Here is a 12,981-nt window from a genome sequence, read left to right as displayed (position 1 = left end):
AAAAACCTTTTATAAAGAAATATTATGATTAAGAAGAATTACTGTTCCATTTGTTTTGCTAAAAAACTTGCAGCAGTATTTACTGCCTTATGCTCTACCTCACTTATAATTGCTTCTTTTGAAAAGATGATAACAGCTCCAATCGGATCTCCATTTGCAACGATTGGGCCAACTGTATAAGAGCTAACCTTTTCAGCTACACCATCGATAATCGAAATTTCACTTTCATCTGTCATAACAACAGATTTTCGATCTTCCATCGTTTTTTCGATTAAATCGCCAACACTTTTATTTAAGTATTCTTTTTTAGATACCCCCGCTACGGCGATAATGGAATCGCGATCACATACGAGTACGTTATGTCCTAAGCTATCGTATAAAGCTTCTGCATATTCTTTTGCAAAATCACCTAATTCACTAATTGGAGAATATTTTTTCAAAATCACTTCTCCATCGCGATCCACAAAAATTTCTAGCGGATCTCCTTCTCGGATACGAAGGGTTCTACGAATTTCTTTCGGAATTACTACCCTACCTAAATCATCAATTCGACGTACAATTCCAGTTGCTTTCATTCTAATGCTGCCTCACTTTCTACTGATGATGAAAGTGGTGAATTTACCTGTTCATGTAAAAATCACCAACTGTTAGACATAGTATTTTACACATTAGTTCTTCTATGCACGTCGAATTGCATTTTTTATTTTGTTTTAGGCATTTATTACTTCTTTTTTCACGTCAGACAAACCTTTTAATAAATTTTCGGCGATTGTTAACCATTTTGATGTTTCTAATCCATTCGTTTTCATAACAATTTTCAAACGAGAACCTTCCATACCAAGACCAATCATACGACCAAAACTATTACCAAGCATAAATAATTTTCCACCATCAATATTTTGGCTTGATTGCTCTGAGAATAAAAACGTCACTTCAAATTTTGTTTGTTTAATTAGCTCAATCTGTTCTTTCGTTGCTAATACTTTAATATTTGCAATTTGTAATAAATATCCAACTTCTTGCGGATAGTCTCCAAAACGATCAATTATTTCTTCTTGTAATTCCTCAATATCTTCAATCGCAGAGACACCTCTAAATTGTTTGTACATCATAATTTTTTGTTTACTATCTGAAATATAAGCGTCTGGCAAGTAAGCATCCACTTCTAAATCAATTTCAACATCAATCGTATTTTCAATTCCTTGTGTTCCTTGACGCTGTTCAATCGCATCTTTTAACATTTGAGAATATAGATCAAATCCGACAGAATCGATGAATCCATGCTGCTCAGCCCCTAACAAGTTACCAGCACCACGAATGGATAAATCTCGCATTGCAATTTTAAATCCTGATCCAAGTTCTGTGAATTCTTTAATTGCTTGTAAACGCTTCTCAGCGACTTCTGACAACACCTTATCACGCTTATATGCAAAGTATGCATAAGCAACACGGTTTGAACGACCAACGCGCCCACGAAGCTGATAAAGCTGTGATAATCCCATACGATCGGCATCAAATACAATCAATGTATTTACATTAGGAATATCAACACCTGTTTCAATAATCGTTGTACTTACAAGAACATCATGCTGCCCATCTAAAAATGATAGCATGACAGACTCTAGTTCACTCTCGTTCATTTTCCCATGTGCATACGTCACACGCGCCTCCGGGACTAACATGGAGATTTCATCTGCTTTTCTTTCAATATCTTCAACACGGTTATACAAGAAATAAATTTGACCGCCCCTTGCAAGTTCCCGTTCTATCGCCTCTCGAATTAACCCTGGATTATACTCAACCACATATGTTTGTACCGGGAAACGATTTTCTGGTGGCGTCTCAATAACAGATAAATCTCGTACACCGAGCATAGACATATGGAGCGTACGCGGAATTGGCGTCGCCGTTAATGTTAATACATCAACATTCGCTTTCAATTGTTTAATCTTTTCTTTATGCGTAACACCAAATCTTTGTTCTTCATCGATAATTAGTAAGCCTAAATCTTTATAGGTTACATCTTTAGATAAAATGCGATGTGTTCCAATAACAATATCAACTGTCCCATCTTTTAAACCTTTAATTGTTTCATTTTGTTGTTTTCTAGTACGGAATCTACTTAACAATCCAATATTAATTGGGTAGTCTTGAAAACGTTCTCGAATCGTTTCATAGTGTTGTTGTGCAAGAATCGTTGTCGGTACTAAAATTGCAACTTGCTTTTCATCCATAATTGCTTTAAACGCTGCACGAATTGCAACTTCCGTTTTACCATATCCAACATCACCACATAGAAGTCGATCCATTGGACGCCCACGTTCCATATCTTTCTTAATTTCTTCAATAGAACGCAACTGATCCTCTGTCTCCTGGTACGGGAAAGATGATTCAAATTCCTGCTGCTCTGCAGTATCCGGCGTATACGCATATCCCTTTGAAGCCTCACGCTCTGCATACAATTTAATTAAGTCATCTGCAATATCTTGTACAGATTTTTCTACCTTCGTTTTGACCTTTTTCCAATCGTTTCCGCCTAGTTTGTAAACTTTCGGATTCTTACCTTCTGATCCTACATACTTTTGTACTTGATCAATTTGTTCGATTGGCACATATAACTTATCATTACCTTGATACTTAATGTTCAAATAATCTTTATGGACACCATTAATTTCTAACGTTTCAATTCCTAAAAATTTACCGATACCATGATTTACATGAACAACGTAGTCGTCAACTTTTAACTCTGAATAACTTTTAATACGCTCTGCATTCGATAGTTTTTGCTTACGTTGTGATTTTTTTACTTTTTTATGGAACAGCTCTTTTTCTGTAATCACAACAAGCTTTTGCATTGGCATTTCAAATCCTGCATGTAAATCACCTACAGCAATTTGAAGGCGACCAGGAAGCAATATATCTGTAGATTCTATAATGTCTGCTTCAATATCATAATCACTTAAAATATATTGTAGTTTTTTTGCGCGTTCTTCATCTGTTCCTAATACAACAGTCGTGAAGTCCCCTTCAGTCCATCTATCAATTTCTGTTTTTAACAATTGCATTTGCCCATGAAAGTCCTGCATTGTTTTACACGTTACATTAACAATATTTTGCGGGTGCGTATGTGCAATATGGCGTAAAAATAATGTTAAATATACAAAGCTTCTCTTTTTATGGTGTAGAAATTCTTCAAATTGGTGTGAGAACACCAAATCTTGAATAATTGCCCCTTCACTTAGAAGCGATGTATACCATTCTGCTTCTTCTGTCTCAAGATGTGATGCCGTTTCTTGAATACGCGAAATTTCATCTAAGATAACGACACCATTCTCAGGTAAATAGTCTATTAGACTAGCATGTTCTTTGTAAAAAATAGATAAATATTTAAACATTTGCTCTATAGTCTGTCCATTTTTCAATATTTCTATCTCGTGACTAACTGTTTCAAGTACTGCTGTCTTGATTTTATCATCAGAGAGCTTCTGCATCGTCTTCATTAAACCTTCCTCAAGACGCTCCACCCCTAATTTCAGTTCATCTTTTGAAAATAAAAATTCTGTCGCAGGACCGAATTTCACGCTTTCTCTTTTATCTTGAGAGCGTTGTTCTTCTACATCAAATGAGCGGATAGAATCTACTTCCGTATCAAAGAACTCTATACGAAACGGTAATTCTTCAGTTAACGGATAAATATCCAGTATACCCCCGCGCAAACTAAATTCTCCAGGTGCTTCTACCATTGACTTACGTTCATATCCAATATGATGCAATGTATGAAGCAACACATCTAAATCAATCTCTTGCCCTAGACTAATTTCGATTTGCTTTTGCTTCCATAATTCTTTTATTGGTAAAAATCTACGTAATCCAGCAACTGGAACAACAATAATGCCCTGCTCGCCCATCGCTAAACGATTTAATACTTCAATACGCTGCGCTTTCAGTTCTGGGCTTGCAACTCCTATTTCTGACGCAATTAATTCATTAACCGGATATAACCATACATCCTGCTCACCAAGTAGTGATACTAAATCCTCATATACTTTTTGCGCTTGAAATAAGTTGTGTGTAACAACAAGTTGTGACTGCTTTGTTTTTTTATATAAAGCAGCCATTAATAAAGAACGAGAAGAAGTTGCCATACCTGATACAAGCTGTTCTTTCAATCCTTCTTCTAGTCCATTAATAATGGATTGTATTTCTTTATTTTTATAAAATTGCTCTAATAACCCTATCATTTTCAAAACTCCTCTCAACATAAAGAGCAAGTTAATATATTTTTATGCAAATATTTTGGAAAAAGAAAACAGAAAAATGCTTTGGACACGCCAAAGCGACAACATTTTATTGCAAAAATTTTTCATACTCATAATACTCCGGATAAGATGAGAGCGTTTCTTGGCACGACTCACAGATTGTTTTTATATATATATTTCCATTTTCATGAAAATGAATCATATCCAATCGTTCTTGCTCTGTTAGTTGAAATAAAACTTTGTTGTATACCTTTTCTGCGGTAATGGAACCTACGTTACAACCACAATGTCTACAGTAATAATGTCCTTCCATACTATCCTCCTAAGTGTACAATTACTACTAGTATGGATAAAAACATTATAAAATATTCCAATTTAGAACATTAACCGTTAAAAGTATTCATAATTTGAAGAAATGGTTTCTTCAACCACTCTTCACATGCGTCCGCAGCTTTTTCAATAGATTGATTTACCTCTGGTAGCTCTTCTGCTGTGAAACGCCCCAATACATAATCCACAACTTTCATTCCATTTTTTGGACGATCGATCCCCATACGAATACGTTGGAACTCTTGCGTTCCTAAATGAGAAATTGTCGATTTCACACCGTTATGACCGCCTGCACTACCTTTCATACGAAGACGCAATTTACCCACTGGAATATCTAAATCGTCATACATGACAACAAAATCTTCTACATCAATTTTATAGTAATCCATAAGGGGACGAATGCTTTCTCCAGATAAATTCATATACGTAAGCGGCTTTAATAAAATTACTTTTTCACCATTAACAAAACCTGAACCATACATGCCTTTAAACTTTTGTTCACTTAAAGAAATGCCCCATCGTTTCGCAAGCTCATCAATTCCCATAAATCCGATATTATGCCTTGTTAATTCATATTCTCTACCCGGGTTCCCAAGTCCTACTATTAATTTCACTCTTGTACCACTACTTTCTTTTTACGATACGAAAAGACGTAACCAAATTTGGTTACGTCTCATTCTATCCAATTAATTGAATAATACACTCACTGATTCTTCTTCATAAACACGAATGATCGCTTCTCCGATTAATGGAGCAACAGAAAGCTCGTGTACTTTATCAATTTTCTTCTCTTCCGGTAATACAATAGAGTTTGTTACAACTAACTCTTTAATATTTGAGTTTTGGATACGCTCAATTGCTGGACCAGATAAAACTGGGTGTGTACAGCAAGCATATACTTCAGAAGCACCGTTCTCAACAAGAGCGTTTGCTGCTAATGTAATTGTACCAGCTGTATCAATGATGTCATCAATTAAGATTGCTGTCTTACCTTCAATGTTACCAATGATATTCATAACTTCCGACACATTCGGACGTGGGCGACGTTTATCAATAATAGCAATTGGCGCTTTTAGGCGGTCTGCCATTTTTCTTGCACGTGTTACACCACCGTGGTCAGGAGATACGATTACGATATCTTTAAGACCTTTTGTCTCAAAGTAATCAGAAAGAATCGGTACACCCATTAAGTGGTCGATTGGGATATCAAAGAACCCTTGAATTTGTGGAGCATGTAAATCTAGAGTGATTACACGAGTTGCACCTGCTGTTTCAAGTAAGTTTGCTACAAGTTTCGATGTAATTGGTTCACGAGAACGCGCTTTACGGTCTTGACGCGCATAACCATAATAAGGAATAACGATATTAATTGTTTTTGCAGATGCACGTTTTAATGCATCAATCATAATAAGTAATTCCATGATATGTTCATTTACTGGGAAGCTTGTAGATTGAATAATGAATACATCGCAACCACGAATACTTTCTTCAATGTTAATTTGAACTTCTCCATCACTAAAACGGTCAACAGAACATTTCCCTAACCCTACTCCAATATGCTTTGCAATTTGCTCAGCAAGTTCCTTATTAGAGTTTAAAGAGAATACTTTCAAATTAGAATTTAGATATTGAGTCGACATCTAGATTAACCCTCCACATTATGATTTTTTCTTATTCAGCAATTGATCAACATAGTCTTCTTTGTTAACTTGACGTGCACGTGCAATTGATAATGCTTTTGATGGAACACTCTCTGTAATTGTAGAGCCTGCCGCAACATAAGCACCATCTTCAACTGTTACAGGAGCAACAAGGTTTGAATTACAACCAATAAATACGCCGTTTCCAATAACTGTTTTAAATTTATTCTTGCCATCATAGTTCACCGTAATTGAACCACAACCAAGATTCACGTCTTCTCCAACTTGTGCATCCCCGATATAACTTAAGTGTGAAGCTTTACTTCTATTACCAAAAACAGTCTTTTTGATTTCCACGAAGTTTCCAACGCGTACTTCGTCACCAATAACTGAATCTGGACGGATATGTGCAAATGGACCGACGGAAACTTCCATACCAATCTTACTGTCATGTACAGTAGATTGACGAATTGTCGTACGATCTCCAATTTCACTATCACGTACTACTGTATGTGGACCAATTTCACAATCAGAACCAATTACAGTTTTGCCTTCAATAACTGTTCCCGGATAAAGAACTGTATCACTACCAATAATTGCATCAGCAGAAATGTATGTGTTATTTGGATCAATAATTGTAACACCATTTACCATGTTCTTTTGGTTAATACGCTTTTTCATAATAATTTCCGCTTGCGATAGAGCGACTCTGTCATTAACACCTAATGTTTCATCGAAATGCTCTGTTTGATAAGCTGATACAATATGACCTTCACTTTTCAAAATCTCAATAACATCTGGAAGGTAATATTCACCTTGAACATTATCGTTTGAAACTTTAGAAAGTGAAGCAAATAGTGCCTTATTATCAAAACAATACGTACCTGTATTAATTTCTTTAATAGCTCGCTCTACTTCATTTGCATCTTTATGCTCAACGATTTTTTCAACATGACCACTTTCATTACGAACAATGCGTCCATATCCAGCAGGCTCTTCTATGTACGCTGTTAACACCGTCGCTTTCGCTCCTGCTTCTTCATGATGCTTTAACAATGCTTCCATTGTTCCTGCAGTTATAAGGGGTGTATCACCACAAATAACTAAAGTTGTTCCCTCTTCATTTGCAAGTACATCGGCAGCTTGATCAACAGCATGTGCTGTACCAAGTTGTTCTGCTTGCAATGCAAACTCACTTACGTTCCCTAGTTGTTCTTGTACTTTTTCAGCACCATGTCCAACTACCGTTACAAGTTTCTGCAATCCTAATTGAGATACTTGATCAACTACATGCTGTACCATTGGTTTTCCGCATACAGGATGAAGCACTTTGTATAGCTTGGACTTCATACGTGTGCCTTTACCTGCAGCTAAAATCACTGCAAATCTGTTTGACATATAGACCCTCCATCGCAACCTATTTATCCATTAAAGATATTATCCTAAATCATTATATATTTCAAGAAACACAGCATAACTATTAAATTTTACCATACTTCTTATAAGATGTTTTATTCTTTAATATCTTTTTTTAGGAAATAAGATATACTATTTCGAATGATTTTAAAGAAATTAGAAGTTTACATATAACGAGGACAATAAAGTGAGGCTTTAATTAGCGGAAAATTTCATTCAAAATAAATACTTTATAAGTACAAAACCGTTCTTTTTAGGCGGGAGAGAGCGCCCGGCCTCGCACAGAAGCGGTCAGGACCTTTTTTGCCTCCATGCCAAGGGAAGACAAAAGGAGATAACGAGTTCAGATCTTCTTTTATTTTCATAGCCGGAACTTAGGTGCCAATAAATCAAAATGGATTTACAAATTAAAAAACAAACCCCTGTAAGGGTTTACAGGAGTTTGTTACAAAATTATAGAGCTCCTTTATTAGAGCCCTTTTTATTCGAATTTTACGAAGCTCCTGCTTCTTCAAACTCAACTTCTTCTAACTCGCCTAAACGGTGATACTCAGCTAAAACCGCATCTTGAATTTTTGAGCGTGTGTTAGAATTAATTGGATGCGCAATATCACGGAACTCCCCATCTGGAGTACGTTTACTTGGCATTGCTACAAATAATCCATTATTGCCATCAATTACACGAATATCATGAACAACAAACTCATGGTCTAATGTAATAGAGGCAATCGCTCTCATACGGCCTTCTGTGTTTACGCGGCGTAATCTTACGTCAGTCACTTCCATCTTGTGTTCACCACCCTTTTCTAAATAAGCGATATGTTTGTATAAATTCCACAAATTTTCTATTTTTCCTTTAATTTTTTAAAAATTTTTAAGATAAAAATTTTTATTTTAACGGAATATAAGAATTAATGGACGTTATCGCTTACAAATTTTCATTTTACAAGGGCAATAACTTCAATTTCGACGGAAACATCTTTCGGTAATTTTGCAACTTGTACACAAGAACGAGCTGGTTTATGTGCAGAAAAATATGTTCCATATACTTCGTTTACATCATTAAAATCATCCATATTTTTTAAAAATACAGTTGTTTTTACAACCGTATCAAATGATGCTCCTGCCTCTTCTAACACAGCTTGTAAATTTCGAAATACTTGTTCGGTTTGTATTTTCACATCACCTGTTACAAGTTCTCCACCTGCCGTTAATGGCATTTGTCCTGAGCTATAAAACATGTTATTTACGATAATTCCTTGTGAATATGGACCAATCGCTTGTGGTGCTTGATTTGTTTGAACTACTTTCATATTTTCTCACCCTTTTATTATTTTATTTTCCTTAAATAAAAACTCCTAGAAAACTTTCTTCCCATATAAACACAGTTCATCCTATCTAAAATAATTAGGATACCCTGTGCTAGCGGGCGGTAAGACTTTCACAATACAAGAAAAGACTTAACGCCCACTAGCACTTTCATTTACAAAAAAAGATAAAGCTTCTGCTTTACCTTTTTATTCAGCTTCTACAAGCCCTTCGTCAAATGGCACAAGTGAATAATTCCCTTTTTCCACTTGAATTGTTTTCTCTTTAATATCTACTTCTGATAAGCGGATTAAAGAAACAAAGTTATTAATAAGTCTTTCTTCAATATCTGTCGATTCTACTAATACGCCGATTCCAACAACATTGGCATTAAACTCTTCTAGCATGCTAATCATGCCTTGAATTGTTCCTCCAGCCTTCATAAAATCATCAACGATTAAAACATTGGCACCTTCCGGAAGACTACGTTTTGCTAAAGTCATTGTTTGAATACGCTTAGATGAACCTGATACATAGTTAATACTAACTGTTGGTCCTTCTGTTACCTTATTATCTTTTCTTGCAATTACCACAGGTACATCTAAATAATTCGCTACCGCATATGCAAGCGGAATCCCTTTTGTTGCTACCGTCATAACCGCATCAATCGGCTGCCTCGCAAATACAGAAGCAAATAGGCGACCTGCCCCGTTGATATAGCGTGGATTACTCAAAAGATCCGTCATATATAAGTATCCACCTGGAAGAATACGATCTGGATTCTCAAATAAGACACAAAGCTCATTAATGATCAGATTTGCTTCCTCTTCACTTATATATGGAATATATTTCACTCCTCCTGCTGCCCCTGGTATCGTTTGCAATGTGCCGACCCCTTGTTGTTCAAACGTTTGCTTAATAATAACTAAATCTTCACTAATGGAAGACTTAGCTGATTGATACCGTTCAGCAAAAAAAGTGAGAGAAACTAACTGACGAGGATTTTGCAATAAATAGTAAGTCATATCAACTAGTCTTGTACTCCGTCTAATTTTCACATTCTCACCCCAAATCACGAATATTCTAAACAAATCATAACTTATTATACGTCTTTATTCAAGCGTTTCTCGCTCTCCTAATAGACGGACTGCGTATACTTGTTCACAAAATCCTTTTAAACCATTATAAATACGGTGCATACGCGAATCATGATGCACAAGCCCAAACACAGTTGGACCACTGCCACTCATTAAAACTGCATCTGCGCCAAAGCGCTTCATCTGTGCTTTAATACGTGCAACTTCAGGATGCATCGCAAATGTCACATCTTCTAATACATTTCCAACTGCATTGCATATTCCTTTATAGTCACCTTGATTGATAACTTCAACCATTTTATCTACGTCTGGATGTGTAACACGATTTAATTGTAAATTTCCATATACGTCAGCAGTAGATACACCGATATGAGGCTTCGCTAAAATAACCCAACAAGAAGGAGGTGTCTTTATATGCTCAACCTTTTCTCCTCTTCCTGTCGCAATCGCTGTTCCGCCATATACACAAAAGGATACGTCAGATCCAATTTCTGCTCCAAGTTCCGCTAATTCACCTATTGTAAGACCTAAATTCCATAGCTTATTAAGACCACGTAATGTAGCAGCCGCATCACTGCTTCCACCTGCTAATCCTGCTGCTACTGGAATTGTTTTTTCAATAGCAATAGATACACCTTGTTTTACCTTAAATTTCTCTTTTAATAATTTCGCTGCTTGATAAGCTAAATTACGCTGGTCGTCTGGGACATACCGATTATGGGATACAATTTCAATACGGTCTTCTGATAACTCCGTTAACTCTAAACGATCTGCTAAATCGATTGTTGTCATAATCATTTTCACTTCATGATAACCGTCTTGTCTTTTCCCTAGTACATCTAACGACAGATTAATCTTTGCTGGTGCTTTCACTAGTAGCTTCAATCTATTCACCCACTCTATGTACTCAATCTTTTATCGTTTATTTTACCATAAATTTATAGTAAGACGATGACACTTCCCTAATTATAACGAAAAGCATTCAGAATGAAACTACTTATGCAAAATGATGATACCTTTTGGCGTGCAAAAAGCCGAGGAATTTCTCCTCGGCTACCGTAGCATAGAAGTTATTTTGCAACTACTGGTTTTGTTTCATTAATTGCTGCTGTGCAATTTCAATAGCACGTTTCACCATATTACCAGCATCTTTCGCACGAATTCCGCCCCATCCTTCTTTCTGAACAACATCATAAAATCCAAGCTCTTTTGCAAGCTCTTCTTTAAACTGATTTGACATGACTCCTCTTCGTCTACTCAATGCAGGTCCCTCCTTATTTTGCTACGGTATAATTAGTATGCAAAAAAATGTCTTTTTTATTTGTGGGAATATATGTAACAAATTAGACAACTACCCTAAAATAACCTCGTTCTGAGGATCATCATAAAACGTTAATTCTACCGTTTCTGTTAAAACATCTGCATAGCTATAGGAAACACGCTGCAATGTATCTTCTTGTTGATCTAACTGTACAACAAAAACAGAACGATAAGTTTCTGCTAGTACGCCTGATTGTTCCACTGTTTTTCTTCTTCCACTATTCGCCTTTAACATAAGGCGCTTCCCAAGATGATGATCTAATTCACTTTTAATTTCATCTAAACGTTTTGACATATACTTTGCTACACCTCGCTGTAATTTAGAGTGAATACATAAATACATGATATATCTATCCCAATCATTGCCTATACATAACAAGCAATATCTTCGCAAGAACCTAATGCGTTCGAATAGATAGAAGAATTACTATATTGTAAAAGTATTATTGTATAGTCTGTACGTTCTTACCTTTTTTTATCCAAGCACCTACAAATCCTTGTTTATGGTACATCTTTCACCAAACAAACTGATACTTTTCCCATAAGAAAAACAAGGTACATATATACCTTGCTTACTCTTCATAATATTGAAAAGGTAATCCTGTTCGTAAAAGTCCTCGGGTCTCAATACCACCAAGGCCTTTTTGCCCAGTAATAGTATTTCGAACAACATCCCATACATTTACGCGTTCCATAAATGAAGTAAAACTAATCTTCCCCACTACATATACTGGATCCAATGCATGAATATTAATACGCGATGGTGAACTAGCAAAATTAGCACCAGCTCGAATTAATGCTTCAAAATGAGACTGACATGCCCCTGCAAAAATAACAAGTTGATCTAAAGAAGGGTATTTTTTTCGTACTTCCCGAACGGCCTGTACAAAGTGCCGAGAATGACGATAAGCTGCTAAGTCTCCCATAACTCCTTTAGATTTTGTATATGCATCATGACCTGTAATGACCAAAATGTCTGGACGAAAATGATCGATTAAATCAACTACCTTTTCATGCATTTCTGTTTCTTTACAATGTACCCCTTGAACTGGAACACCTATCTTTGTATATAAATCTAAACATTTCCGTAAATATAATGGGTCTCCATCTATATGCAAAACCCTACCTGGCATTTGAAAATAATTGACTTCACTCGTATATCCTCCTGTAGAATTATGCTCGTGACGTTGCTTCATCAAAACATAGTCTTGTTGAAACAGGCGATATGTTCGCTCCATCGTTTCCTTCTCACGCTTTTCCCTTTTCTTATACTCTCTCTGATCAATGCTAATTAAATCTTCAAGCGGTGCATCTGCCACAAGTCTGACTTCTTCTCCAAATAATATTGCAATTTCACCTTTTATTTCTGTAATGCGAAAAAGAATGTCTCGGTTATAAGACTGTCGTTCCACTAAATCTCCAACATGTACAGCCATTATCCTACCTCCAAATTCATTAGGCCATCTCACTAACCATGTTCTGTTTTTAACGTATGAATTTAGAGTGAAAAGGGTGACAAAAAGGACAGCTCGAATTGATATTATCCCCTTAAGGTAGACAGTGTAAAAAGACCATGAATAAACATGGATGTTACACTTTTACTTGGAGGGG

Annotated in this window: 13 protein-coding genes; all 13 read right to left on the bottom strand. The window is 36.0% G+C overall.

What is annotated here, in order from left to right:
- Positions 1–38: 38 nt before the first annotated feature.
- The 13 genes from spoVT to yabG all read right to left on the bottom strand — a co-directional run bounded on the left by spoVT (position 39) and on the right by yabG (position 12,806).
- Positions 39–575, bottom strand: a complete 537-nt coding sequence (gene spoVT, locus JDS96_RS22310; protein WP_003194242.1) for a stage V sporulation protein T — start codon at positions 573–575, stop codon at positions 39–41.
- Between the two features lie 135 nt (positions 576–710).
- A complete protein-coding gene (gene mfd / locus JDS96_RS22305; RefSeq protein ID WP_033795810.1) occupies positions 711–4,241 on the bottom strand; it encodes a transcription-repair coupling factor in 3,531 nt (1,176 codons plus the stop codon).
- Between the two features lie 106 nt (positions 4,242–4,347).
- On the bottom strand, positions 4,348–4,572 hold the full coding sequence (locus JDS96_RS22300; RefSeq protein WP_003194238.1) for an anti-sigma-F factor Fin family protein: 225 nt from the start codon (positions 4,570–4,572) through the stop codon (positions 4,348–4,350).
- A gap of 70 nt (positions 4,573–4,642) precedes the next feature.
- Positions 4,643–5,203, bottom strand: coding sequence for an aminoacyl-tRNA hydrolase (pth, locus tag JDS96_RS22295; RefSeq protein ID WP_003194236.1), 561 nt, complete (start codon positions 5,201–5,203; stop codon positions 4,643–4,645).
- Positions 5,204–5,275: 72 nt separating this feature from the next.
- Positions 5,276–6,229 carry a ribose-phosphate diphosphokinase gene (locus JDS96_RS22290; RefSeq protein ID WP_000107420.1) on the bottom strand — a complete coding sequence of 318 codons (954 nt, stop codon included), beginning with the start codon at positions 6,227–6,229 and terminating at the stop codon, positions 5,276–5,278.
- Positions 6,230–6,247: 18 nt separating this feature from the next.
- Positions 6,248–7,627 (bottom strand): bifunctional UDP-N-acetylglucosamine diphosphorylase/glucosamine-1-phosphate N-acetyltransferase GlmU, encoded by a 1,380-nt coding sequence (glmU, locus tag JDS96_RS22285; RefSeq protein ID WP_018767328.1) that lies wholly within the window; start codon positions 7,625–7,627, stop codon positions 6,248–6,250.
- 510 nt (positions 7,628–8,137) lie between these two features.
- Positions 8,138–8,431: a septation regulator SpoVG gene (gene spoVG / locus JDS96_RS22280; protein ID WP_002174553.1), complete on the bottom strand. Its 294-nt coding sequence runs from the start codon at positions 8,429–8,431 to the stop codon at positions 8,138–8,140.
- A gap of 152 nt (positions 8,432–8,583) precedes the next feature.
- Positions 8,584–8,958 carry a RidA family protein gene (locus tag JDS96_RS22275; RefSeq protein ID WP_199668053.1) on the bottom strand — a complete coding sequence of 125 codons (375 nt, stop codon included), beginning with the start codon at positions 8,956–8,958 and terminating at the stop codon, positions 8,584–8,586.
- Between the two features lie 204 nt (positions 8,959–9,162).
- Positions 9,163–10,011, bottom strand: coding sequence for a pur operon repressor (gene purR, locus JDS96_RS22270; RefSeq protein ID WP_199668052.1), 849 nt, complete (start codon positions 10,009–10,011; stop codon positions 9,163–9,165).
- Between the two features lie 54 nt (positions 10,012–10,065).
- Positions 10,066–10,935, bottom strand: coding sequence for a 4-(cytidine 5'-diphospho)-2-C-methyl-D-erythritol kinase (ispE, locus tag JDS96_RS22265; RefSeq protein ID WP_018767331.1), 870 nt, complete (start codon positions 10,933–10,935; stop codon positions 10,066–10,068).
- A gap of 196 nt (positions 10,936–11,131) precedes the next feature.
- On the bottom strand, positions 11,132–11,311 hold the full coding sequence (gene sspF, locus JDS96_RS22260; RefSeq protein ID WP_016116903.1) for an acid-soluble spore protein SspF: 180 nt from the start codon (positions 11,309–11,311) through the stop codon (positions 11,132–11,134).
- A 90-nt stretch (positions 11,312–11,401) separates the two neighbouring features.
- On the bottom strand, positions 11,402–11,665 hold the full coding sequence (veg, locus tag JDS96_RS22255) for a biofilm formation stimulator Veg (protein ID WP_018767332.1): 264 nt from the start codon (positions 11,663–11,665) through the stop codon (positions 11,402–11,404).
- A gap of 277 nt (positions 11,666–11,942) precedes the next feature.
- Positions 11,943–12,806 carry a sporulation peptidase YabG gene (yabG, locus tag JDS96_RS22250; protein ID WP_003205440.1) on the bottom strand — a complete coding sequence of 288 codons (864 nt, stop codon included), beginning with the start codon at positions 12,804–12,806 and terminating at the stop codon, positions 11,943–11,945.
- Between the last annotated feature and the right edge of the window lie 175 nt (positions 12,807–12,981).

The sequence above is a fragment of the Bacillus cereus group sp. N21 genome (genome assembly GCF_016483395.1).
Taxonomy (GTDB): Bacteria; Bacillota; Bacilli; order Bacillales; family Bacillaceae_G; genus Bacillus_A; species Bacillus_A pseudomycoides.
The sequence above is the reverse complement of the archived record's forward strand: the minus strand, read 5'-3'. Positions and strand labels throughout refer to the sequence as shown.

Coding starts and splice junctions, on each gene's coding strand:
- spoVT (WP_003194242.1), bottom strand. CDS start 575: ATGAAAGCAACTGGAATTGTACGTCGAATTGATGATTTAGGTAGGGTA.
- mfd (WP_033795810.1), bottom strand. CDS start 4,241: ATGATAGGGTTATTAGAGCAATTTTATAAAAATAAAGAAATACAATCC.
- JDS96_RS22300 (WP_003194238.1), bottom strand. CDS start 4,572: ATGGAAGGACATTATTACTGTAGACATTGTGGTTGTAACGTAGGTTCC.
- JDS96_RS22290 (WP_000107420.1), bottom strand. CDS start 6,229: ATGTCGACTCAATATCTAAATTCTAATTTGAAAGTATTCTCTTTAAAC.
- glmU (WP_018767328.1), bottom strand. CDS start 7,627: ATGTCAAACAGATTTGCAGTGATTTTAGCTGCAGGTAAAGGCACACGT.
- spoVG (WP_002174553.1), bottom strand. CDS start 8,431: ATGGAAGTGACTGACGTAAGATTACGCCGCGTAAACACAGAAGGCCGT.
- JDS96_RS22275 (WP_199668053.1), bottom strand. CDS start 8,958: ATGAAAGTAGTTCAAACAAATCAAGCACCACAAGCGATTGGTCCATAT.
- veg (WP_018767332.1), bottom strand. CDS start 11,665: ATGTCAAAACGTTTAGATGAAATTAAAAGTGAATTAGATCATCATCTT.
- yabG (WP_003205440.1), bottom strand. CDS start 12,806: ATGGCTGTACATGTTGGAGATTTAGTGGAACGACAGTCTTATAACCGA.